Source organism: Hyphomicrobiales bacterium (assembly GCA_017642935.1).
Classification (GTDB): domain Bacteria; phylum Pseudomonadota; class Alphaproteobacteria; order Rhizobiales; family MH13; genus MH13.
This window is the reverse complement of record JAEPOK010000001.1, coordinates 1194677-1219133: the sequence shown is the minus strand read 5'-3', so window position 1 is coordinate 1219133 and position 24457 is coordinate 1194677. Positions and strand designations below refer to the sequence as shown.

The 24457-nt window shown below is 59.1% G+C and carries 22 protein-coding genes; 15 read left to right on the top strand and 7 right to left on the bottom strand.

Translation table 11 applies throughout. From position 1 onward, the window contains the following. Positions 1-32: 32 nt before the first annotated feature. The 3 genes from JJ917_05775 to JJ917_05765 all read right to left on the bottom strand — a co-directional run bounded on the left by JJ917_05775 (position 33) and on the right by JJ917_05765 (position 2881). The gene (locus JJ917_05775) at positions 33-1454 is read right to left on the bottom strand and encodes a mannose-1-phosphate guanylyltransferase/mannose-6-phosphate isomerase (GenBank protein MBO6698322.1); all 1422 of its coding nucleotides are present in this window, start codon (positions 1452-1454) and stop codon (positions 33-35) included. A 96-nt stretch (positions 1455-1550) separates the two neighbouring features. Next, entirely contained in the window at positions 1551-2174 is a 624-nt protein-coding gene (locus JJ917_05770) for a CoA transferase subunit B (protein MBO6698321.1), read from the bottom strand. An 11-nt stretch (positions 2175-2185) separates the two neighbouring features. After that, complete coding sequence (locus tag JJ917_05765; protein ID MBO6698320.1) at positions 2186-2881, bottom strand: CoA transferase subunit A; 696 nt, start codon at positions 2879-2881, stop codon at positions 2186-2188. A gap of 675 nt (positions 2882-3556) precedes the next feature. Between JJ917_05765 and JJ917_05760 the strand changes: the two genes are divergently transcribed. The 3 genes from JJ917_05760 (at position 3557) to JJ917_05750 (ending at position 8173) form a co-directional block, all read left to right on the top strand. After that, positions 3557-4855: a porin gene (locus JJ917_05760; protein MBO6698319.1), complete on the top strand. Its 1299-nt coding sequence runs from the start codon at positions 3557-3559 to the stop codon at positions 4853-4855. 314 nt (positions 4856-5169) lie between these two features. Beyond that, positions 5170-7266 carry an OmpA family protein gene (locus JJ917_05755; GenBank protein ID MBO6698318.1) on the top strand — a complete coding sequence of 699 codons (2097 nt, stop codon included), beginning with the start codon at positions 5170-5172 and terminating at the stop codon, positions 7264-7266. A gap of 160 nt (positions 7267-7426) precedes the next feature. Further along, the gene (locus tag JJ917_05750; GenBank protein ID MBO6698317.1) at positions 7427-8173 is read left to right on the top strand and encodes a hypothetical protein; all 747 of its coding nucleotides are present in this window, start codon (positions 7427-7429) and stop codon (positions 8171-8173) included. Between the two features lie 13 nt (positions 8174-8186). Here JJ917_05750 and JJ917_05745 read toward each other — a convergent pair whose 3' ends face one another. Continuing rightward, complete coding sequence (locus JJ917_05745) at positions 8187-9068, bottom strand: alpha/beta hydrolase (protein ID MBO6698316.1); 882 nt, start codon at positions 9066-9068, stop codon at positions 8187-8189. Next, on the bottom strand, positions 9061-11148 hold the full coding sequence (locus tag JJ917_05740; protein ID MBO6698315.1) for a lytic transglycosylase domain-containing protein: 2088 nt from the start codon (positions 11146-11148) through the stop codon (positions 9061-9063). The genes JJ917_05745 and JJ917_05740 overlap by 8 nt, the downstream gene beginning before the upstream one ends. A gap of 331 nt (positions 11149-11479) precedes the next feature. On the opposite strand from JJ917_05740, the gene JJ917_05735 reads away from it, so the two are divergent. Beyond that, entirely contained in the window at positions 11480-12367 is an 888-nt protein-coding gene (locus tag JJ917_05735) for a 4-hydroxy-tetrahydrodipicolinate synthase (protein MBO6698314.1), read from the top strand. A gap of 24 nt (positions 12368-12391) precedes the next feature. Further along, on the top strand, positions 12392-12877 hold the full coding sequence (gene smpB / locus JJ917_05730) for an SsrA-binding protein SmpB (GenBank protein ID MBO6698313.1): 486 nt from the start codon (positions 12392-12394) through the stop codon (positions 12875-12877). Position 12878: 1 nt separating this feature from the next. Here smpB and JJ917_05725 read toward each other — a convergent pair whose 3' ends face one another. Both JJ917_05725 and JJ917_05720 read right to left on the bottom strand, forming a co-directional pair. Then, complete coding sequence (locus JJ917_05725; protein ID MBO6698312.1) at positions 12879-13565, bottom strand: uracil-DNA glycosylase; 687 nt, start codon at positions 13563-13565, stop codon at positions 12879-12881. Continuing rightward, complete coding sequence (locus JJ917_05720; GenBank protein MBO6698311.1) at positions 13546-14175, bottom strand: NYN domain-containing protein; 630 nt, start codon at positions 14173-14175, stop codon at positions 13546-13548. Before JJ917_05720 ends, JJ917_05725 begins: the two co-directional genes overlap by 20 nt. Before the next feature lie 181 nt (positions 14176-14356). Here JJ917_05720 and JJ917_05715 point away from each other — a divergent pair, with 181 nt between their 5' ends. From JJ917_05715 to parC, 10 genes are all read left to right on the top strand, one after another. Further along, a complete protein-coding gene (locus JJ917_05715) occupies positions 14357-14764 on the top strand; it encodes a DNA-directed RNA polymerase subunit omega (protein MBO6698310.1) in 408 nt (135 codons plus the stop codon). A gap of 153 nt (positions 14765-14917) precedes the next feature. Then, the gene (locus JJ917_05710) at positions 14918-17155 is read left to right on the top strand and encodes a bifunctional (p)ppGpp synthetase/guanosine-3',5'-bis(diphosphate) 3'-pyrophosphohydrolase (protein ID MBO6698309.1); all 2238 of its coding nucleotides are present in this window, start codon (positions 14918-14920) and stop codon (positions 17153-17155) included. Positions 17156-17250: 95 nt separating this feature from the next. Beyond that, positions 17251-17850, top strand: a complete 600-nt coding sequence (locus tag JJ917_05705; GenBank protein ID MBO6698308.1) for an orotate phosphoribosyltransferase — start codon at positions 17251-17253, stop codon at positions 17848-17850. Positions 17851-17855: 5 nt separating this feature from the next. Further along, on the top strand, positions 17856-18452 hold the full coding sequence (locus JJ917_05700) for a DUF2062 domain-containing protein (GenBank protein ID MBO6698307.1): 597 nt from the start codon (positions 17856-17858) through the stop codon (positions 18450-18452). 10 nt (positions 18453-18462) lie between these two features. Next, a complete protein-coding gene (locus JJ917_05695; GenBank protein ID MBO6698306.1) occupies positions 18463-18864 on the top strand; it encodes a holo-ACP synthase in 402 nt (133 codons plus the stop codon). Positions 18865-19041: 177 nt separating this feature from the next. Further along, positions 19042-19806 (top strand): signal peptidase I, encoded by a 765-nt coding sequence (gene lepB, locus JJ917_05690; GenBank protein MBO6698305.1) that lies wholly within the window; start codon positions 19042-19044, stop codon positions 19804-19806. Beyond that, positions 19796-20488 carry a ribonuclease III gene (gene rnc, locus JJ917_05685; GenBank protein MBO6698304.1) on the top strand — a complete coding sequence of 231 codons (693 nt, stop codon included), beginning with the start codon at positions 19796-19798 and terminating at the stop codon, positions 20486-20488. Before lepB ends, rnc begins: the two co-directional genes overlap by 11 nt. Then, positions 20470-21393, top strand: coding sequence for a GTPase Era (gene era / locus JJ917_05680; GenBank protein ID MBO6698303.1), 924 nt, complete (start codon positions 20470-20472; stop codon positions 21391-21393). The genes rnc and era overlap by 19 nt, the downstream gene beginning before the upstream one ends. A gap of 15 nt (positions 21394-21408) precedes the next feature. Next, positions 21409-22155, top strand: a complete 747-nt coding sequence (gene recO, locus JJ917_05675; GenBank protein MBO6698302.1) for a DNA repair protein RecO — start codon at positions 21409-21411, stop codon at positions 22153-22155. Between the two features lie 32 nt (positions 22156-22187). After that, positions 22188-24455 (top strand): DNA topoisomerase IV subunit A, encoded by a 2268-nt coding sequence (parC, locus tag JJ917_05670; GenBank protein MBO6698301.1) that lies wholly within the window; start codon positions 22188-22190, stop codon positions 24453-24455. Positions 24456-24457: the final 2 nt, after the last annotated feature.

Sequence of the window (24457 nt, the reverse complement as noted above, 5' to 3'; positions counted from 1 at the left end):
GGGTTGTTTTCCCAGGGTTCAGAGGGGCGGGATTAGGGGCGCTGATAAGGGTCGTTGTGACGGACGATGTCGTCTTCGCCGAGATAAGTTCCGCTTTGAACTTCGATCAGCACCATGGGCACCTTGCCTGGGTTCTCCAACTGATGTTTGGCGCCAAGCGGCACATAGACTGACTCGTTCTCGGCTACCAACTGCACATCGTCATCGATCGTCACGCGTGCTGTGCCCGACACGACAATCCAGTGCTCGGCGCGATGCACATGGCTTTGCAGTGAAAGCGCAGCGCCAGGATTGACGACGATACGCTTGACCTGAAACCGGTCGGAAAGCGCCAGCACATCGTACCAGCCCCAGGGGCGGTGATCGCGCGGAAACGCCTCAGCCTGTTTGTGGCCCGACTTCGTCAACGCCTCGACGGCGACTTTCACCGATTGGGCCTTGGATTTGTCGGCCACAAGCACTGCATCGCCGGTCGCTACCACCATGACGTTCTCAAGCCCAATGCCGACAATCGCGACATCATCGGTGTCCGAGCGCAGATAGCTCGACTGGCAGTCCAACGCCACCGCGTCACCAACCATCACCACTCCGGTCCCATCGCTGGAACTCTCACGCCACAGGGCGTCCCAATCGCCCAGATCCGTCCAACCGCCGCGATAAGGCACCACCATCGCGTGATCGATCTTCTCCATGATCGCATAGTCGACGGAGATGCTGTCGAGTTCGGCCCATGGCTCGGCAGCCAGGCGTTCAAAACCGAGGTCGCGTTGGCGATCGCGGACCGCAGCACGCACATGGTCGAGCACTTCCGGCGCATGTGTGGCAAAGGCATCAATCAAAACGTTGGCGCGAAAAAGAAAGATCCCAGCGTTCCAAAGATAGCGGCCGCTCGCGATCATGGAGAGGGCGGTCTGCGCGTCGGGTTTTTCTGTGAACCTGACAAGCGGTGTAGCGGCATCACCGTCCGACATTGCCGCCAACTCCAGATACCCATAGCCGGTTTCCGGCCGCGTGGGTGCAATGCCAAAGGTTACGATTGCGCCGGACCGTGCGGCCTCAACGCCGCGTGCGATGGCCTTGCCGAGGCCTGGCGTGTCGGTCACGAGGTGGTCGGACGGCGAGGCCAAGAGCAGCGCTTCTGGATCGGTCTCCGCAGCCACCAAAGCAGCCGACAGTATCGCGGGCGCGGTGTTGCGGCCATCAGGCTCGATAAGAACAGGACCTGCTTTTACGCCGGCCTCGATTAACTGGTCGCGGACCAGAAACCGATAAGCCTCGCTGGTGACGACCATAGGAGCTTGCATGCCAAGCTCGGCGAAACGCCGGGCAGCACCGACAAACAGGCTCTCATCGCCAATGAGCTGCGCAAATTGCTTCGGCAGCGCCTTTCGAGAAACCGGCCACAGCCGTGTGCCCGCGCCACCGCTCAACAGGATAGGTGTGATCTGCTTCACAAGTTTTTTCCCAAAACAGAAGGCCGGTCACCATGGGTGACCGGCCTCTTCGTCTATTGCAATAGCAGTGAACTCAAACAGGACCCGATTAGGATCTCAAACAATAGCTGCCTGCGTTGCCGCCCTAATCTCCTCTTCGCTCACGCCAGGCGCGCATTCGACAATCGTTAAGCCGCCATCGACCACATCCATCACGCCAAGATTCGTAATGATCCGGTCGACAACGCCCTTGCCCGTGAGCGGCAGGGTGCACGCTTTGAGAAGCTTCGATTCGCCTTTTTTGTTGGTGTGATCCATGACGACGATCACGCGGCCGACGCCGGCGACGAGGTCCATCGCGCCGCCCATGCCTTTGATCAACTTCCCTGGGATCATCCAGTTGGCAAGATCACCATTTTCGGCCACCTCCATGGCGCCGAGGATCGCCATGGCAATCTTACCACCGCGGATCATGGCAAAGCTTTGTGCTGAATCGAAATAAGCGGTGCGATCAAGCTCGGTGATCGTCTGCTTGCCGGCATTGATTAGATCGGCGTCCTCCTCGCCCTCAAGCGGGAAGGGCCCCATGCCCAGCATGCCGTTTTCTGATTGCAGCGTCACATCTACGCCGTCGGGAATGTAATTTGCCACCAGTGTCGGAATGCCGATGCCGAGGTTCACATACATACCATCTTCAAGTTCTTGCGCTGCGCGGGCAGCCATCTGGTTACGATCCCACATAGTTCTGTCCCCTAAGCCGCGCGCACAGTGCGTTGTTCGATACGTTTTTCATGCTCGCCTTGAATGAGGCGGTGCACATAGATGCCAGGCAGATGAATCGCATCGGGGTCCAGGGAACCGGTTGGCACGATCTCTTCGACTTCCATCACACAGACTTTGCCGCATGTCGCAGCAGGTTGGTTGAAGTTGCGCGCGGTCTTGCGGAAGATTGCGTTGCCGGTTTCATCGGCTTTCCAGGCTTTCACGATGGCAAGATCAGCAAAGATGCCTCTTTCCATGATGTAGGTCTCGCCGTCGAAGTCTTTGTGTTCCTTGCCTTCGGCGATCACCGTGCCGACACCGGTTTTGGTATAAAAGCCAGGAATGCCAGCGCCTCCAGCGCGCATGCGCTCTGCTAAGGTGCCCTGAGGGTTGAATTCGATCTCCAGTTCTTTGGCCAGATATTGGCGCATGAACTCATCATTCTCACCGACATAGGAGGACATCATCGTTTTGATCTGGCGGGTATCGAGCAGCTTGCCGAGGCCAAAACCGTCCACACCGCAATTGTTGGAGGCGATGGTGAGATCTTTGACGCCGCTCTTTACTAGCGCGTCGATCAGAAGCTCCGGAATACCGCAGAGGCCAAAGCCGCCAGCGGCGATTAACATGCCATCTTCCAGCAACCCGTCCAGGGCGCTGTCCGCCGTGTCATAAATCTTGCGCATCGCGCTCCCCTATTAGAATGTCGCCAGATTGGCTGGGAACAGGTGGCGCTGTCTCTCCCATGCCGCGCTGCAATATTCAAGCGCGTTCAAACGGACTCGTCGTGGCCGGGCTCGACCAGGCCATCCAGTCGCTAAAGCTCTAGCACCAACACAGGACGTCATTCCCGGACATGATCCAGGGATCAAGCTCTGACGCGTTCCGCCTGCACCAACGATTCAAACAAGAACTCAAGAGCACCCTGCCAGCACTCACCTTGTCGTTCTATAAAGCGTCTTCCCGGATGAACGGTCACGTTCGATCCAGGATCTTTTGGCGATGCTCAGGTTGCGGATCCTGGCCTTAAGACGGGAGGACAGACCTCGATAGTTCGGGGTGCTTCGGGCCACATCACCTTAACCGCCGCTTAACCATTCACAGCCACCCAAGCGCCACACCGTGGCATCCGTGCAACACAATCCGCCAATCACATCACCAGCTAGCCAATCGCCACACTTGTCGCTTGCATGGGCAAAACCGTTTGATAGGCATGGTCCACGAGAAGGGTTCGCCCGACTCGGCCTGTTTTGGTTGTTTTTGGTTTCGCTTCTAAAGCTCCCGCATCCCAAACAGGCTTAGCTGGATCAGATGTGGTCTGACACGCACTGATCTTTTGTTTGATGATTTGGAGGTCTCTTATGACTTTGGCAAAACGCCTTCTCCTTGGTTCGGCTGCAGCTGTTGTTGCAACCACCGGGGCTCAAGCTGCCGACCTCGGCCTGCCGGTTGCACCGGCTGTCGACTACGTGCAGATCTGCTCGATCGGTTCTTTCACCGGTTTCATCCTTCCTGGTTCTGATGTCTGCTTCGACATCTCAGGTTTTGCTCGCTTCCAAGCTGAGTTCCACAGCGACATTGTTCCAAATAATGGTTTGGATGGTGCTGGCACAGCGCTTCTCGACGATGAGTACAACTTCGAAGGTATCGCTGAGCTGAACTTTGATGCTCGCACGATGACGGAATGGGGCTTGCTTCGTGGTTTCATCCGCATTGACAGCACTGGCGGCAACAATGGAGACGGTGGTGTTCTCCTGCAGAAAGCTTTCGTCCAGGTCGGTGGTTTGACCGCTGGTTATACCGACTCGTTCTTTGACATGGTCTACACCGATTATGCTCTCGGTCCTGTTGGTGCCCCTGATGGTGGTTCGACCGACTTGGGCATGATTGGTTACGCCTATGGCGTTGGCAATGGCGTTACCCTCATGGCTTCTCTCGAAGAAGGCCAGAATCGTAATGCCGGTATCATTGGTGATGGCGTTACCACTGCTGGTCTGACTTTTGGCCCAGTTGGCGCAGCTGACTCCGATGAGTCGATGCCAGACGTGGTCGTCGCAGTTCGTGTTGATCAGGCTTGGGGTTCTGCCAAGCTTTCGGCTGCAGTAACGGAAGTCGACCCCAACGACATCATCGCACCGGCTGCGGTTGCTGTTGACAACGAATTTGGCTGGGCACTTGGTGCAAGTGCTGAGTTCAATTTGCCAGTTGGTTATGACTCGAACTTTGGTGTTTTCGGTATCTACACTGATGGCGCTCTTGGTTACGCAGGCGCTGGTGCATGGGGCTTCGACGCCGTCGTGACTGGTACTGGTTCGATCAACACCACGACAGCATATGCATTGGGCGCAGGCTTCGAGTTTGGCCTCACCTCTATGCTTGATCTGGAATTTGACGCCTATTACGCGTCGATCGATCACGACTTTGGCGGCGCCGTTGGCGACGTTGACGTCGATGTGATGGCGGTTCGTGGTTCACTTGCTTACGTTCCAGTTGCCGGGCTCGAGTTCCGTGCCGGTGTTGGTTACACCACTTTCGACAACAGCGATTTGTCTGGTGCAACTGTCAATGCAAACGGTGTTCTGACCGCTTTCGCACCTGCTGGGACGACGGATCGCGACGACGAGTTCGGTGCAACGTTCCGCATCACCCGTTCTTTCTAATCTGAAAGCGGGTTTGCCCGCACAGACTTAGAAATTACATCGGAAGGGCCCGGCAATCGCCGGGCCCTTTTGCGTTTGTATCGACCTTCTCGAGTACTCCAATGGAGATCATCCCGGCCTTAGCCGGGATCTGCATATGACATGCAGCGGCAGTTCCGGGATGGCCGCCGGCCGCGGGGGAGACAGGCTTAGGAGCCTGTGCAAACTCGCGTCATTCCCTGGCTTTAACCAGGGGCACGCGCGCGCCCTTGCTTCACTCCCAAAAACCGGCTTTTCTGTCGCTGGGTTAGGACAAGGCGGGAAACACTATCACCATGTGCAATTGGCGCGGCTGGCTTCTCCCGGGATTGCTGACCCTTATCGTTTTGACGGCGATTGCCGTGTTGGTGCGTGGCGGGCCAATCGAGGCCGATCTCACTGCGCGTTCCCTGCAAATGCTGGAGGCCGATGGCACACCCTGGGCATCGGCAACGCTCGATGGTCGAGATGCAACGCTTTCCGGGACTGCACCGACGCTCGCGGCTCAAACCGCGGCGCTGGCGGCGATTGAACGGGTTGCCGGCGTCTATCGCATCGATAGTTCTGGCCTCGAGGTGCTTCCGCTCGCTGATCCGTATACCCTAACTCTAGCCGTCGATGGCCAAAGCGCTACGGTATCAGGTTCCTTCCCAGACGGCGTCATGCGCGCCTCGCTGTTGGACGGTATGCGCGCATTGATTGGCGATAAGACGCTTGTCGATGAAACGGTGCTCGCACGCGGCGCGCCTGTTGGTTTTGACGAATTAGCGAGCTTCGCAATTGCTGGGCTACCGGTTCTTGAGTCGGGAACGGTCACCCTCGATGGATCAATGCTTTCTCTGACCGGTGATGCAGCCACTGTTGTTGGTTACCATGCCGAGCTTGAGCGTTTGGCTGCGCCTCCCGCAGCGCTCACCCTTGGCGAGATCGCGCTCAATCCACCAATTGTTTCGCCCTACACATGGAGCGCCGAAGCCACAGATGGTGGCGTGACGCTCTCAGGTTTCGTTCCCGATGATGCGACACGCGCCGCCGTCATCAATGCGGCAGAACCCTTTGGCGCCGTCACCGACACCATGGAGATCGGGTTTGGCGCGCCGGACGGGTTCCCCGACGCGGCCCTTGCCTTGCTTGCCCAAATGGAAGGCTTGGACAATACCTCTGCCTCCATCACGGATCGTGATTTGACCTTGGCTGGCGAGGCAGCTGACAGCGACGCCTACAATGCCGCCAACGCATTCTTGGGCTCGCTTCCAACAGGGTTTGACAGCCTCTCAGGCCGCATTGCGCCACCGATCGCCGATCCATTCATCACCTCGCTCGCCAGAGATAGTGATGGATACACACTCACTGGCGTCCTTCCCGATGAAACAGCCCGCGCGGTGATCTTGGACGCAATCGGCGGAGATGCGAGAGATACCTCGGTCGTTGCGCGAGGCGCACCCGACGGTGTTGAGGTTGGCGATGTCTTTTCGTCCATTGCCACTGTTTTCGATGATATGATCGACGGCACCGCCACTATGACCGCAAACAGTCTTGCTGTCAGCGGCACTGCGGCGAACTTTTCGGGTGCCAGTGAGGCCGAAACCGCATTGTTGGAGCTCGCTAATAATGCCCTATCGGTCGAGACCGACATCGTGCCGGGCCCGGCGACACCCTTCACGTTTTCGACGCAAACGTCGGACGAAAGTCTTTTGCTTCAAGGCTTTGCGCCCACCGGCGATGCTCGTGACACGATAGTGACCAGCGCTACTGACCTGTTTCCGGGTTATGCCGTGACGAATGAGCTGGTCATCGCCGATGGCGGGCCGGATGGTTTTCTTACGATGGTGCAAGCTGGCTTAAGCGGCCTAGCGCGTCTTGCCAATGGCAGCTTCGACATCAGCGATACCGAGGCAAGGCTTTCCGGCGGGGCGTTTTACGAAAGCCTAGCGGACCGCGTAGCCCAACAGGTCTTGTCCGCTGGATCATCGGGTTTCGATTTCACCGCCGACATTGGGCTTGCGCCGCCGCCGCCAGCCGTCGATGCGGAAACCTGTCAGGCGAGGTTTGGCGCGCTGCTTTCCGCCAACACAATCCGTTTTGAAACCGGCAGCGCAGCAATAGATCGGCAGTCCGATGGACTGCTTGACCGTTTGGTGCGCACGCTCCAAAGCTGCCCAGACGCCTCTGTCTTGATTGGCGGGCATACCGATTCCCAGGGCGACAGCATCCCGAACATGCGCCTCTCCCAGGGGCGCGCCATGGCGGTGCGCGATTATGTGGTCGACGCCGGCATCCCCGAAGAGCGTTTACTGGCGGTGGGGTTTGGCGAAAGCGAGCCGATCGCCGACAATGGGACCGACGAGGGCCGGGCGCTCAACCGTCGCATCGAGTTCACCGTTCAACGTTAAGTGATGCCGCGGCTATCGCGGGACAACGCAAACAGGCAGGTCCATGTACTATCTCATCACCCAGCTCTGGCTGTTCCTCCTGATCGCCTTTGTGATCGGCGTTGCCACCGGCTGGTTCACTTCCGGTTCATCCAGCGATACACGCGGGTAGGGGACAAACATGTTCTACCTTGTTCTCCATACGGCGCTTCTTGTTCTCGCCGCCTTCATCCTTGGTGCCATCGTCGGTTGCTTGCTGAAACGCTTCCTTTCCGGCGGCCCAGTTTATGGCGCTGCCGCGACAGCAGGACAAACAGCCGGTGCCGAAACGTCTGAGCCCGAATCCAAGAAGCGCCGGACCCCCGCCGAATCTGCGGCTGCCGCCGCTGCCGCCACCGTCGCCGCGCGGACACAAGCGTTGGAAAAAGAAGCTGAAAACGTTGTTGAAGAAGCCGAGCATGCAATCGCGGATGCCTCCCATAAGGTCGAAGACGTGGTCGAGACGATCGCTGCTGACGGGCCGACAATGGTTGAGCCGCACGTCATGGACGACAAAGCCGTTGAGGATGCTTTGGCTGCCCTTCCGGCCGATGCGAGCAACGAAGATAAAGCCAATGCGGTCGGGACAAGACCGACTGGGCTCGATGCACCGCGAGGCGGCAGCAAGGACAATCTCCAGCGCATCAAGGGCATCGGCAAGGTCAATGAGGGCAAACTCAATGATCTAGGCATCTACCATTTTGATCAGATCGCGGGCTGGTCGGCGTCCGAGGCGCGATGGGTCGGCACATTCCTCGCCTTTATGGGCCGGATCGAGCGCGAAGATTGGATCGGCCAGGCCAGTGTGTTGGCCGAAGGTGGCGAGACCGACTTTGCCAAGCGCGTTGACAAGGGCGAAGTTGAAACGTCCTCGCGCAAAAAGAAGTAGCGCGCCTTCTGCCTTAGAACCCCTGCTTGGCCAAGAAATCGTCGATCGTCGATAGCGCGTCGCCGCGCAATCTCGGCGCGTGGCCTTGACCTGCGAATGTATGGGCCTGGGCGCCCATCGCGACGGCATCAGCCAAAATTGCTTCATCAAGCAGATCTGAGTGCTCCCCGTGCAGCATCAGCATTGGTCGTGTGACCAATGCCTTGAACGGACCTGACAGATCAAGAAACGGTAGGCCGTCGGGCACGGCCGAAAGCGGCTCAAGTAATTTTGGGTCATAGGCGAGGGCAGGTTGGCCACCCTTATCGGCAAAGGTCAGGCGGGCATGCTGTCTCCAATCTTCGTCGGAGAAGGCCGGAAACTGTGCTTGAAGGCTGGCCTTCACACGGGCGCCGGCCTCTTCCCAAGACGATGGCAGCGTCGAGGCTGGGAGTTGCCGTTTCAGGCGCGCCAACCCGGCACCAGCAATCCGTGGGCCGATATCATTGAGCACGCTGCCGGCCATCATGCCTGGACGCGTGAGCGCAAGGATCATGGCCAGGATCCCACCGCGCGATGTGCCGACAATGACTGCGTTGTGCACGCCGAGCGCACACGCAACTTGTGCGGCATCGTCCGCCTCGCGCTGGACGGTGTAGTCGCTGACATCAGCTGCATGATCGGACTCGCCGCGTCCGCGCGTGTCGAGGGCAACGACGCGGCGCGGTCTGTCTGGGTGAAAGGCAAAATGGTCGCGCAGATCATGAAAATCGCGCTTGGTTCGCGTCAATCCGGCCAAGCAGAGCAAGGGCGCGCGCCCGCCGCTATGGCGTGGACCAGCATCCTCGACCGCAAGCTTCAAGCCGTCGCTGGCAAGGACCGTTCGGTGAGTGACACCAGAGAGGGCGTCAGCCATTGGCAGTGATTTGCTGGTAAACGAAGATGTTCTCCAACACGCGCTGCACATAGCTGCGTGTCTCAGAGAAGGGAATGAGTTCAATCCAGTCGATCACATCGATCTGGCCAGAGCGCGGATCGCCGAAACGCTCGATCCATTGTGGCACGCGGCGCGGCCCGGCATTGTAGGCAATAAAGGTCAGGATGTAGGACCCGTTATACTCGGCAATCAGCTCATCCAAATGGTAGGCGCCGAGCGTGACATTGTGGGCAGGGTCGGAGGTGAGGCGGGCGGTTGAGTGTGATACGCCAACGTCGCGGGCAATCCGCCGCGCCGTTTCGGGCATCAGCTGCATCAGGCCGAGTGCTCCGGCACGGCTTCGGGCGCGGGCATCAAACCCGCTTTCCTGCCTGGAAATGGCATAGGCAACCTCTTGCGGCAGGCGATCTGGAATGCGGGCATCTTGAGGGAAAGCGCCGGTCGGATACCCAAGCAATGCAAGCGAGCGGTGGCGCCGGGCGCCGATCTTGCCGAGCTGTACAACACTTGTCGCATCACCATGGCGCGAGGCAAGCGCTGCGAGACCCGCAATCTCTGCTGGGCTCGCGCCGTTACGTGCCAAGGAATAAAGGAAAAGCCTGGCATCCGTGCGTCGATGGAGCGTGTAAAGCGCATCGGCATAAGAGAAGTAGGCATGGCCTGGCGTCTGCGCGAGCGGGACCTGTTCAAAGCGGATTGGCAGTCCAGTGATGGTGGAAGCTGCCTGACCATAGAAGGTTTCGCCATAGCTCATGGCTTGCGCGTAGGCCTGGTTCGCGCCGGTTGTATCGCCACGCGCTGAGAGGGTTCTGCCAAGCCAGTAATAGCCGCGCGCTCGCGTGATGGGCGTTGTACCGATCTCAAGGATCTGTCGGAAATGCGGTTCAGCCTGCTGCGGATTGCTCAGAAAACGCAGCGAGATCCATCCGGCAAGGAAGGCGCGTTGTGCTTCATCGCCGGCGCTTGATCCGGTTGGCGCAGTGGTTAGTTGATAGGCACCCTCCGGCTGGCGGGTCTCAATCAGATCACGCGCCACGATATGGCGTTCGCGCCACCAAACATCCGGCCGCACCAGCGCATCGCCAGATTGGCGCACCGAGCGCAACAAACGGGCCGCTTCGCGTGGCTGGTCGGCGCGGCGATAGAGTCGCGCGAGTTCATAGGTGATGTGTATATCGCCCGGATTGGCTTCATGTGCCCTTCGCACAAGATCGCGCGCGCTAGCGCCGTCGCGGATCGCCCGTCCGCGCACAGCCACCGAGTTCTGGTCAGCGGACGGCAGGTATTGCGCAACGCGTTCAGCACCGGTCACCCGGTCGCGATAGAGCAGCCAATGGGCGCGAAATCGGTGATCATCTTGCGTAAGCATGCTCCCCAGTGAGGAAAGCAGGCGGCCTTCCAGGCCATCCTCCAGGACATCTGTGCGCCACAGATCAGATGCTATGCGGCGGGCATCCTGCGTTTGTCCGGCCTGGGCAAGCGCTTGTGCTTGCGCCAAGCGCGCTTCAGCTGTGCGGGCCTCAACTGTGCCAAAAAGGGAAAGTGGCGGCACCTGATTGCCGTACCGTTCCATCATTGCGACGTCAGTTTGGCGCGCAATGATGCCTGCGCCCGGCCAGCCGGAGAAAGCATCGCGGAAGGCCGTGCGCAGTTCCAGCGGCAGATCATCGGCGCGCGTGCGCGCGATCATCCAGAGCCCTAGGTCACGGGTTGCTGGATCGGTGATCGCCTGCGCGATGGCGTAAGCGCGTTGACCTTGGTCATTGGCCAGAGCTTGCGAGATAGGTTCTAAGGCACGAGCTGCCACCGATGCATTTCCACCGATGCTGCCCGTAAAGAGCGGCGCAACCGACGCCTGAGCCTGACGGGCAAGCGCGTGCGCCGTACTTATGGGTGAAGACGCCGATGCAGAGGCAGGCTGCGTGCTGGCGCCTGCCGGGTGGGCCACCGGATTGGGCGGCGAGAAACGTTGCGCGGCTTCAGACACGCCAAATGTGCCAACGATCAGAACAACCGCCATGGCAGGCAAAGTGAAACGGGACAGCGGGTTAACCGACACGGGAGCACAGTTCCTTCAACAGGTTTTCGGCGCGAATACTCCAACAACGCTCAGCCTCATGCACAAAATGGCAAAAGTCCGGTCGTCGGCAAGGACGTCATCGTCGACAAGATTTGATTCACCATGCACCGATCTTGGTGAAAACCAGGTGAAGATCGCCAATGAACGAGAGGGCAGCGCGATCAACCATCCATCAACCATGTTGACGGGTTCACCAATTGGGCGGTGCGCGCTTGCCGGATCGGCCCTGGCTCCATAATGTCCGGCCAATGATTTCTGAGGCTGCCCCAGATTTGTGGCGGCCTTTCTTGCCTATGAAGGAGACTTAGCCATGCTCACCCTGAGCGGCTCAATTCCGGCGCTTGTCACGCCATTCGACAGTGATGCGGTCGACTATGATGCGCTGGACGCCATTGTGGATTGGCAGATTGACGAGGGATCGTCGGGACTGGTGCCTGTTGGCACGACGGGTGAGTCACCGACGCTTTCCCATGACGAACACAAACTTGTGGTGGAGCGCGTTGTGAAGCGCGCGGCTGGACGCGTGCCGGTGGTTGCTGGTGCTGGCTCCAACAACACCGCCGAGGCCATCGATTTCGCGCGCCATGCCCAAAGCGTCGGCGCCGATGCGATCCTCGTCGTGACGCCTTATTACAATAAGCCAGGCCAAGAAGGGCTTTACGCCCATTACCGTGCGATCGACGCTGCCGCTGATCTGCCGACGATCATTTACAACATCCCCGGACGCTCGGTGATTAATATGAGCGTGGAGACGATGGCTCGGCTGCATCAGGATGGGCGTGCGATCATCGGCGTGAAGGATGCCACCGCCAACTTGGTGCGCGTTTCTGAACAGCGCGCCGTTATCGGTCGTGACTTCATTCAACTGTCTGGCGAAGATGCGACAGCCATCTCGTTCAACGCCCATGGCGGGCAAGGGTGCATTTCGGTCACTGCCAATGTTGCGCCGGCACTCTGCGCGCAGATGCAGGCGGCCTGTGCCGCCAATGACTACGCCACGGCGCTGGAGATCCACGATATGCTGATGCCGCTCCACACGGCGCTGTTTGTCGAAACCAATCCTTCGCCGGTGAAAGTGGGGCTGGAAATGCTCGGCAAGTGCAAGGCCGATGTTCGTCTGCCGATGGTGCCCGTTTCAGAAGCCACGCGCTCGCAAGTCCAAGATGCGATGCGTTTTGCCGGCCTCTTGAACAGCTAGCGCCGAAGGCGCATGTGATCGGCCATGGCAGCAAAAAACAAAGGCGTGAAAGTTGGCCCGCGGCGCACCGTGGCTGACAACCGAAAGGCGCGCTTCAACTATGAATTTGTGGAAACCTTCGAAGCAGGCTTGGAGCTGACGGGCACCGAGGTGAAAAGCCTGCGCGAGGGCAAGGCGATGATTGCCGAAAGCTATGCGAGCGCAGAGGGCGATGAGATCTATCTCATCAACTCCTACATCCCTGAATATCTTCAAGGAAATCGCTTCAATCATGAGGCACGGCGACCCCGCAGGTTGTTGCTCCACCGCCGTCAGATTAACCGTCTGATCGGTGCGACGCAGCGCGAAGGCATGACCATCGTGCCGACCAAGATCTATTTTAACGACCGCGGGCGCGCGAAGATCGAGATCGCTTTGGCGAAAGGCAAGAAGACCCACGATAAGCGTCAGACCGAGAAAGCGCGCGACTGGCAGCGCGACAAGGCACGACTCATGCGCGAGCGTGGCTAACTTAGTTGGACTTCAGCTCGGCCTGGATGCTGTCAAACACCGCCTCGAACATCAGCACGGTGAGCCGGCCCGTATTCGTGTTGTATCGTGAGCAATGGTAGCTATCGATCAAGACGAGCCCGTTTTCCAGACGGTGCACGGCGTTGTGGCCAAAAGCATGGGCTGATCGCTTGACGTCGAGCGCCCGCAGCACCGCGTCATGTGAGATGCGGCCCAGAGCCATTACGACCTTCAACTTGCCCATACCTGCCAGCAACTCCCGCAAGAATACATTGCAGGTGCTTATCTCTGCGCCGACAGGTTTGTTTTGCGGTGGCACACAACGAACAGCGTTGGTGATCGCCACATTGTGCAGCGTCACGCCATCGTCAGGCCGTGCGTCATAAGTGCCTTGCGCAAATCCATACTGGCCGAGCGTTGCGTAAAGCAGATCGCCGGCATAGTCGCCGGTGAAAGGCCGGCCGGTTCGGTTAGCGCCGCGAAGTCCTGGCGCCAGGCCAGCGATCAGAAGCTCAGCATCCGCATCGCCATAGGTCGGGACCGGCCCATTGTGCCACTCGGGATGCTCAGCCTGCTGGGAATTGACGAACTCATGCAGACGTGGGCACAGCGTGCAGGGCAGGGGAGGTTCGCTGCTCGCCGGAAAACCCGCCGCCACGCCCTGCTGATCAGTCATCATAATCGTCATAGTCATCGTCGTCGTAGCGCTCGTCCTGGCGTTCATCCGGGCGTTCGCGCCGCGCTGGGCGGTCGGAGGGGTCGCGGCCAAGACGCTCGGTCAGGTCTGCCAGATCGAGAAAGTGGTCGGCGGTACGGCGGAGCTCATCGGAGACCATTGAAGGGCTGGTTTTCAGCGATGAAACCACGGTCACTTTGACGCCTTTTTTCTGCAGCGCCTCAACTAGCGCGCGGTAGTTGCCGTCGCCAGAGAACAGAACGATGTGGTTGACCTTCTCAGCAAGCGTCATGGCATCGACGGTCAGATCAACATCCAGTGAGGGGCGCACACGCCGTCGTTGGCCATTGTTGTCGGTGAACTCACGCATCGCCTTGGTTGTGATCTGGAAGCCGTTATAGTCCAGCCAATCGATCAACGGGCGCAGGGATGAAAACTCCTGATCGTCGGCCATGGCCGTGTAATAATGCGCGCGCAACAGGTAAGCTTCGCCAACAAAACTCGTCAGCATGCGGCGATAATCAATATCAATATTCAAATTGCGCGCGGTTTGGTAGAAATTCGCGCCATCAACGAAGAACGCAACGCGTTCACGCATGTCGAAAGGGTAATCGGACGCCATTATAGGCACCTCCTTAGCTATAAATGGATATAAAAAACTTGGCGCGCGTCAGAATCTACGCCCATCCTTGGCTAAGCGCAAAAGAGCAATCACACAAGAGAGTGGGGCCGTGTTTTGCTTGCGTTTCTGTCGCAGCCTGCGTATAGCGTCCAGCAATCCGAAAATTTTTGAGGAGGGCCGTATGGCTCGTGTGACTGTCGAGGATTGCGTCGACAAAGTCGAAAATCGCTTTGACCTTGTTCTTTTGGCTGCCCACCGGGCGCGCCTTATTTCCTCTGGCGCTGAACTGACGATCGATCGCGATCGCGATAAGAACCCCGTGGTCGCGCTGCGCGAGATCGCGGACGAAACCATTCTGCCAGGCGACCTGGAAGAGCAGCTCATTCATTCCCTGCAGAAACAGGTTGAAGTCGATGAGCCTGAGCCCGATGTGGTTCCGATGATCCCATCGCCGGAAGCCATGGCGGCCTCATCGTCCGACCGTGGCGATGCGCCGGATGAAGGCATGTCGTTCGAACGCATGACCGAAGAAGAACTGTTGGCCGGCCTGGAAGGCATCGTGCCGCCGGAGCGCAAAGACGATATGTAGGCTTTTCCGCCCGAACGACCCTAATTTTGCAACGCCGGCTCGGGTCAACCAAGCCGGCGTTTTGCGTTTGCATTCAGGATTTTATCCAGCCACTCTGCAACAAGTGACGCGCTCGCACCGGTAGGGCCGAGCGCCCCCATCCGAGCCAACACCATGATGCGTCAGTACGAGTTGGTTGAGCGCGTGGCGCGCTACAACCCCGATGCCGATGAGGCCTTGCTGAACAAGGCCTATGTGTACGCCATGCGCGCCCATGGAACGCAGACTCGCGCATCCGGTGACCCGTACTTCTCCCATCCGCTGGAAGTGGCGGCAATTCTCACCGACCTGAAGCTCGATGATGCAACCATCGCCGTTGCGCTGCTGCACGACACGATCGAAGACACCGAGGCGACGCGCGATGAGATCGATCGGCTGTTTGGCCACGAAATCGGTAAGCTGGTCGATGGCCTTACCAAGCTGAAGAAGCTTGATTTCATCACCTCTGAAGCCAAGCAGGGCGAGAACCTGCGCAAGCTTTTTCTGGCCATTTCCGATGATGTGCGGGTGCTGTTGGTCAAGCTCGCTGACCGGCTGCACAATATGCGCACGCTTGGCGCCATGCGTGAAGACAAGCGCCAGCGCATTGCCCGCGAAACGATGGAAATCTATGCGCCGCTTGCTGGTCGTATCGGCATGCAGTCGATGCGCGACGAACTGGAAGATATCGCCTTTGAAATCCTCGATCCTGAAAACCGAAAAATGGTGCTCGACAGGCTCGCCGAACAGATGGAGCAGTCGGACGCCATCATTGGCACGATCATCGAGACCGTACAGGCAAAACTCGGCGAATATGGCCTCGCTTCAGAGGTCACCGGCCGACAAAAACGCGCTTATTCGATCTACCAGAAGATGCTGCGCAAAGGCCTTTCCTTTGAGCAGCTTTCCGACCTTTATGCGTTCAGGATAATCGTCGCCAACCCTGCCGCCTGTTACCGCGCGCTTGGGATCGTCCATACCACTTGGCAGTGTGTGCCGGAGCGCTTCAAGGACTACATTTCGGTTCCCAAGCAGAATGACTATCAGTCGCTGCACACTACGGTGATCGGGCCGTTTTCACGCCGCGTGGAACTTCAAATCCGTGATCATGCCATGCATGCCGTGGCCGAGTACGGGATCGCGGGGCACGGATTTTACAAGGACGGCATGACGATGGGTGGCGCGCAATTGGACGCGCTGCGCCGCGACAGCCGGGCTTTCGCCTGGATCCGGCATACCGTCGATATGCTTGACGGCGACGACACCGCCGAGGAGTTCCTGGAAAACACCAAGCTGGAGCTTTTTCGCGATCAGGTGTTCTGCTTCACGCCTAAAGGCCGCGTCATTGCCCTTCCGCGCGGCGCAACCCCCATTGATTTCGCCTATGCGGTGCACACTGATGTTGGTGATACGACGGTCGGTGCCAAGATCGACGGGCAGTTGATGCCGCTTCTGACAGAACTGAAAAACGGCAACCAAGTCGAAATCATCACATCGCGAGCGCAGGTTCCCCCACCCGCTTGGGAACAGTTTGCCCGCACTGGCAAGGCGCGCGCGGCGATCCGTCGGGCAACGCGGCAAGCAGTTCGTCGGCAATATCTTGGGTTAGGAAAAGAGGTTGTGCAGCGCGCGTTTGAGCGAGCGGGCAAATCGTTTGATCCGGCATCAATCGAATCTGCGCTGCACAAGCTGGCGCACAAGACTGTCGATGACGTGTTCACGTCAGTCGGGCGCGGCGAACTGGCCTCGCGCGCCGTCCTGGCGGCAGTGCATCCCGAAGCCAAGGATGTCGAGCCTGGACCCGCGCCAAAAGCCGAGGATGGATGGTTTGGACTGTCGGAAATGACGGCCTTGCAGTTCCGTATTCCAGGCGAGAAAGCCGACACGTTCCATGCCGGCGAAGACGCTCCAAAAGATGGCGCGCGCGCGCCTGTGCGGGGGCTCGACAAAGCAATGCCGGTTCGGTTTTCAACCGATGAGCCACCTATTCCCGGTGATCGGATCGTTGGGATTGTCACGCCGGGTGAAGGCGTGACGGTCTATCCAATCCATGCGGCGGCACTGGCGAAGTTCGAGAACCAACCTGAGCGGTGGCTGGACGTGCGCTGGGACATCGATCCCAGCCAGGCGCAGCTTTTTGAGGCAAAAATACGCGTGACCGCACTGAATGAGCCGGGATCTTTGGCAACGCTGGCCACCATCATTGCCGATCATAGTGGCAATATCGAAAACCTGATCATGACCCGCCGCGGTCCCGATTTTCATGACCTCTTGATCGAGCTTCAGGTCAGTGACGTGAAACATCTCCATCGGATTATCGCACAGCTTCGGGCAAGCCCAGTGATCAGTAGCGCGGCGCGCGCCGAAGGCTGACGGTATCGATCCTTCGCCCATTCGGCTGCTTGCTCTTCGCGGCTCGGAACGCTAGTCCATCCCCAACTGACATGCCAGCAGTTGGGGCAATAGAGATGAGCGAACCGATCCTAAGCGACGAGGACGTCTTGGACGTCTTTCGCTCCGAAGACGCGATCCTCGATGGCCACTTTATTCTCTCGTCCGGTCTGCACAGCCCCGTTTTTTTGCAAAAGGCCCTTGTCTACCGCTCGCCTGCCAAAACAGAACGGCTTTGCCGGGCGCTTGCCGCCAAGGTTCAAGCCTCCGATCTTGGCCCGATCGACTGCATCATCGCGCCGGCAATGGGCGCGGTCGTTCCGGGCTATGAGACCGCGCGGCATTTGGATGTGCCCTACATGTGGGTCGAGCGCGAGGACGGGAAGTTTGCACTACGTCGTGGTTTCACGTTGGAAAAAGGTGCTCGTGCGCTGATCGTCGAGGACATCATCACGACAGGGCTTTCCGTGGGAGAGGCAGCTGCCTGCATTCGAGACTTGGGCGGAGAAGTCGTCGGCTGTGCCTGCATCATCGATCGCTCGGCAGGCAAGGTTGATATTGGCATCCCACTCGTCGCACTCGCCAACTACGAGGTACCGGCCTACCCAGCCGACCAACTGCCGGACAGTTTGAAGGCTATCCCCGCCACCAAACCGGGCTCGCGCGGGTTGGCCTAAGACGCATGCTATTCAAACGCCGCTCCACACCGTCTTGGGCTGAAAAAACGCGCGCTATGGCGTGGCCGACGCGCAGCTTTGGGCGATCGGCGCAATATTTTTTCAAACGGATCTTGCGGGTCAACGCGACGCCTTACGCCATCGCGATGGGCGTGGCGATTGGCGCGTTCGTGTCTTTCACGCCGCTTCTCGGCCTGCATTTTGTATTGGCGTTCGCGCTCGCCTATATGCTGCGCGCCAACTATTTCTCCGCCATCATTGGAACGGTTGTCGGCAATCCGATCACTTTTCCGTTCATTTGGGCGTTCACGTTTCGCGTTGGCCGGGTGATGCTCGGTGATCCGGTTCACCGCAATGCCGAGCCACAACTCGACGCCCCAAGCGCCTATACATTCGAGGCGATCGGTGGCTTTTTTGAGCGCACCTGGCCGGTGATCAAACCGATGCTGGTTGGCAGCGTGCCGCTTGGTCTGACAGCAGCGGTCGCCTGTTTCTTCATCACCTACGCAACCGTCGTTGGGTATCAAAAAGCGCGGGCAGCGCGGGCTGAATCGGCCGCCAAAAAACAAGAGGCGCTGATGGAACGCGCCGACACGCCATGATGGATCTGCGATGATCATCGGGCTGGGCAGCGACCTTTGCGATATTCGCCGCGTGGAAGCCACTTTGGAGCGGTTTGGGCAGCGCTTCACAACACGTGTGTTCACACCCATCGAGCAAGCTAAGTCAGATCGGCGCAAACAACGCGCCGCCTCCTATGCCAAGCGGTTTGCTGCCAAGGAAGCCTGCGCGAAGGCGCTTGGAACCGGGCTGCGAAACGGTGTATTTTGGCGTGACATGGGCGTCGTCAACAGCCGCTCCGGTGCGCCAACCATGGTGTTGACGGGAGGCGCGCAGCGTCAGCTTCACCGGCTGATACCGGATGGCCACCAGCCGATAATCCATTTGACGATCACCGATGACTTTCCCTATGCCCAGGCCTTCGTGATCATCGAGGCATTGCCGCTGAGCTAGTCCTAAGAGCCGGGCCGTGGCCAAACCGCCACGATTGCGGCGCAATTGGCCACCAAAGCCTTGCCGACACGGGCGCCAATGGTTGACTTGTCGCGCCTGACCCCCGACATGGGCGCAACAGGCGCGCGAACCGGTGCGCAGAATCGCAACACCGATGCTTAGGAAGGCACCCATCGCATGGCGCAGGACGGATCCACCGACGATACCACCGCGCAGGAGCCGAAAAAGAAGAGCGAACTGTGGGACACCATCATCGTTCTTTTGCAGGCTTTCGCCATCGCGCTGGTAATCCGCACCTTCCTGTTCCAACCCTTTGTCATTCCGTCCTCTTCCATGGTCGGTACGCTGCTGATCGGCGACTATTTGTTCGCCAACAAGTTTGCCTATGGCTTTTCTCAGCACTCGCTGCCGTTTAGCCCCAACCTCTTCGATGGTCGCATCCTGGGCTCTGACCCTGAGCGCGGCGACGTAGCGGTCTTCAAACTGCCGTCTGATGGCTCCACCGATTACATTAAACGCGTGATCGGCCTGCCGGGCGACACTGTCGAAGTGCAAAACGGCGTCGTTGTCATCAATGGCGAGGAAGTTGGACGCGAGCGCATTGACGATTTCGTCCATCCCGAAACCGGCGAGCGCGTGGCGCAATATCGCGAAACGCTGCCCAATGGCGTCACCTACAATGTGCTCGATTTGATCGACAACTCCATGCTCGACACCTCGCCGGAGCCCTTTGTGGTGCCCGAAGGGCATTACTTCATGATGGGCGACAATCGCGACAACTCGTCCGACAGCCGCACCGCTTTGGTTGGCTACGTTCCGCTGGAGAATTTCGTTGGTCGTGCTGACCTGATTTTCTTCTCCATCGCCCCCGGTTCGTCCCCTTGGCAAGTTTGGCGTTGGCCGTCCGATGCGCGCTTCGACCGGATGTTTGATGGCATCTAAGGGTGTCGAAGAGGCGCTGGGTCATCAGTTTTCCGATCCCGCGCTGCTTGGCCGCGCGCTCACCCATGCCAGCCATGGTGGCGGCCAAAGCGACGCCACCAAAACCTATCAGCGGTTGGAGTTCCTTGGTGACCGCGTGCTTGCACTGGTCATCGCTGATGCCCTGATTGCGCGTTTTCCGAGTGCCGATGAGGGTGAATTGGCGCGCCGCCTCAATCACCTGGTGCGTGCTGAAACCTGCGCGGCGATTGCAAAGCAGCTTGGCCTTGATCGCCATGTGCGGACCGATGATCTAGACGTCACCAAACCCACTCGTGCGGCCCGAGCAGTGCTTGCCGATGTTTGCGAGGCGCTGATTGCCGCGCTGTTCCTTGATGGCGGTATGAAGGTTGCGAAGCGTTTCATCCTCACGCATTGGCAATCGGTGATGGATGAGGCTGGCGCCGCGCGCCGTGATCCAAAAACAGCACTTCAGGAATGGGCGCACTCCAAACGCAAGGCCACACCCACCTACACCGAAGTTGGCCGCGACGGCCCAGACCATGCTCCGGTGTTCAAAATCGCTGTCTCCGTTGATGGGATCGAGCCGTTGGAAGCTGACGGCAAATCAAAACGCGACGCACAACAGGCTGCGGCGATGGCAATGTTGGTGCGTGAAGGCGTATGGAAAGAAACAGAATGACTGAGCAGGTTCCCGAGACCCGCGCTGGCTTTGTCGCGCTGATGGGTCCGACAAACGCGGGCAAATCCACACTGCTCAACCGCTTGGTTGGCTCGAAAGTGGCGATTGTATCGCACAAGGTGCAAACGACGCGCGCCCTGGTTCGCGGTATCGCCATTCTCGACGAAACGCAGGTCGTCTTCGTCGATACGCCAGGCCTTTTCAAACCCAAGCGGCGCTTGGACCGCGCTATGGTTGATACCGCATGGTCAGGCGCCAAGGATGCCGAATGTGTGTGCTTCGTGATCGATGCCCGAAAAGGCCTCTCTGAGATCGTTGAAGCCGCGCTTGAGCAACTACAGGGCATCCGTCAGCCCAAATGGCTGGTGCTCAATAAGATCGACGAGATGGATCAGTCCGACCTTTTGCCCTTGATCGCAGCGATCAACGAGAAGCTCCCGTTCGACGAAACCTTCCCGCTCTCGGCGATCACAGGCGAGGGCGTTGACGTTTTCATCGATGCTCTGCGCAAGACCATGAAGCCTGGCCCCTGGCTCTATCCGGAAGATCAAATCTCTGACATGCCGATGCGCATGCTGGCCGCTGAGCTGACGCGCGAGAAGCTCTATGAGCGATTGCACGAAGAACTGCCCTACGTCTCTCACGTCGTCACCGAAGATTGGAAAACCACGCCCAAAGGCCATCGCGTCGAGCAGACGATTTATGTCGAGCGCGACAGCCAGAAGAAGATCGTCCTTGGCAAAGGCGGGCAGACGATCAAATGGATTTCGACGAATGCCCGCAAAGCGATCAGCCATGCGGTCGATGCGCCGGTACATCTGTTTCTGTTCGTCAAAGTGCGACCGAATTGGGCCTCAGACCCTGAGCGCTACAACGAGATGGGCTTGGACTTTCCTACCCAATAGGGCAGGTTTGCCAACATGGAATGGACTGCCAGCGGCATTGTTCTCGGCCACAAGAAACACGGTGAATCGAGCCTCATCCTAGAGGTGATGACACGCGAGCGTGGTCGTCATCTGGGCTTGGTACGCGGTGGACGGTCCCGCCGGATGGCGGCGCTTTTGCAGGTCGGCAACACGCTTTCGCTCACCTGGCGCGCGCGACTTGATGAACATCTCGGCCTGTTTCAAGTCGATGGTGAAACGCTGCGCGGTGCGCAGTTGATGGATGAACCTGTGGCGCTGCTCTCGGCTCAGCTTTGTGCGGCCCACCTGCGTTTGCTACCCGAGCGCGATCCGCATGCTCGCCTACACGACATGCTAACGCTGATCCTGGATCAATATGACGAACCGCAAACTTTAGCCGCGCTGGTGGCCCGCTTTGAGGTGCTGTTGCTGGAAGAGCTAGGCTTTGGCCTGGATCTCACCAAATGCGCGGGCACAGGCGTGCAATCTGGGTTGATTTATGTGTCGCCAAAATCAGGCCGCGCCGTCAGTGCCGATGCCGGAGCGCCTTACAGGGACAAGCTCTTGGCACTGCCTGCGTTTTTGACCGGATCGATGGATCAGGTCTTGGCTAAAGACACGCTGGATGCATTCCGGCTGACGGCCTTCTTCCTTGAGCGCAACGTTTGGGGACCCCGCGCGGTACGCCCACCGGAGGGCCGCGATGCGCTTATCCGCCGGATTGGCGGGCAATCCTCGCCATCGATGGCCAGTACAGCTTGAAGCGGTGACGTCGCTTCGGTACGTCCAAGGACATGAGCGACATGACGATTCGGCCCCCGGGCTCCGGGGATGATGGCGGCGACGACGGCATTGAGGCCATCGACCTCGATGCTGCGCTGCGCGAGCGCTACCTCGCCTATGCACTCTCAACCATCACTCAGCGCGCGCTGCCCGATGTCCGCGACGGACTGAAACCGGTCCACCGCCGCCTGCTCTACGCGATGCGGCAGCTAAAGCTCGACCCAGCGCAGGGCTTCAAAAAGTCCGCCCGCGTCGTGGGCGACGTCATTGGTAAGTATCACCCGCACGGCGACCAGTCGGTCTATGACGCTTTGGTGCGTTTGGCGCAGGATTTCGCCGTGCGGTATCCGCTGGTCGAAGGCCAGGGGAACTTTGGCAACATCGATGGCGATAGCGCCGCCGCCATGCGCTACACCGAAGCGCGCATGACCGATGTTGCCACGCTATTGCTCGATGGCATTGACGAAGACGCCGTTGATTTCCGAGAGACTTATGACGGCTCAGAAGAAGAGCCGGTGGTGCTACCCGCCGACTTCCCCAATCTTCTGGCAAACGGTTCCACCGGCATCGCGGTCGGCATGGCAACCTCGATCCCACCGCACAATGTCGCAGAGCTGTGCGATGCGTCGCTGGCGCTCATCGACAACCGGAACATGGAAACGCCTGAACTGGTGAAGCTGGTGCCGGGGCCGGATTTCCCAACCGGCGGCATCTTGGTCGATGACGAGGCCAGCCGCATTCAGGCTTATGAAACCGGCCGAGGCGGTTTCCGTGTTCGCGCGCGATGGCAGAAAGAAGACCAGGGCAGGGGCACCTGGGCGATTGTGATCACCGAGATTCCCTATCAGGTGGTCAAAAGCCGTTTGGTCGAACGCATTGCCGACCTCCTGCTGTCGAAAAAGCTGCCACTGCTCGGCGATGTGCGCGATGAATCCGCCGAGGACATGCGCCTCGTGTTGGAGCCGAAAAACCGCAACGTCGATCCTGAACTGATGATGGAATCGCTGTTCCGGCTGACCGAGTTGGAATCGCGCATCTCGCTTAACATGAACGTGCTCGATGGCGGGCTGACCCCGCGCGTGATGGGGCTGCGCGAGGTTCTGGTTGCCTGGCTCGATCATCGCCGCGATGTGCTGGTTCGCCGCTCCAACTTCCGCCTTGGCAAGATTGCCGCGCGGCTGGAGCTGCTGGAAGGCTTCATCATCGCCTACCTCAATCTGGATGAGGTGATCCGCATCATCCGCTATGAGGACGAGCCGAAACAGGAGCTGATGAAGGCCTTTGGCCTTACCGATACGCAAGCCGATGCGATCCTGAACATGCGCCTGCGCGCCCTGCGCAAGCTTGAGGAAATGGAAATCCGCAAGGAGCGCGACGCTCTGCTGGAAGAGCAGGCGCGCCTTGAAGCGTTGGTCGGGTCCAAAGCGCGGCAATGGACGCGCATCGGCAAAGACATCAAAGCGCTGCGCAAGACCTATGGGCCGGATACCGAGCTTGGCCGCCGCCGGACACTTTTCGGGGCAGCCCCGGATCGCGATCTCGGTGAGATCGATGCTGCCATGGTGGAGCGCGAGCCGATCACGGTCGTGCTCTCGCAAAAAGGCTGGGTGCGGGCGCTCAAGGGCCACAATTCCGATCTCTCGCGGCTTGATTTCAAGCAGGGTGATCGGCTGAAACTGACCCTGGAGGCGATGACGACCGACAAGCTGGTGGCGGTCTCCACCGGCGGCAGAGTGTTCACGCTCACAGCCGATAAATTGCCCGGCGGGCGCGGTCACGGCGATCCGCTGCGCATCATGGTCGATCTGGAAGCTGGGCAGGATATTGTCGCGCTCTTTGTTCATGACCCGAAGCGCAAACTGCTTATGGTCAACACCGATGGCTATGGGTTCGTCGCGCCGGAAAAAGACATCGTCGCCAACACCCGCAAGGGCAAGCAGGTGATGAACCTATCGGAACCAACAGAGCTGCAAATGTCAGTACCGGTCGATGGCGACATGGTCGCGGTCATCGGTCAGAACCGCAAATTGCTGCTTTTCCCATTGGCACAGATCGCCGAGATGGGCCGCGGCAAGGGCGTGCGTCTCCAACGTTACAAGGATGGCGGTGTCAGCGACCTGATCACGTTTAAGGCCGATGAGGGCATCACCTGGTCCGACAGTGCAGGGCGGCAGTACAACCGTTCCCTGGACGAAATGGCCGAATGGCGCGGCGAACGCGCCCAGGCCGGACGAATGGCCCCACAGGGCTTTCCGAGAAACAACAAGTTCGGGGCCTAGCC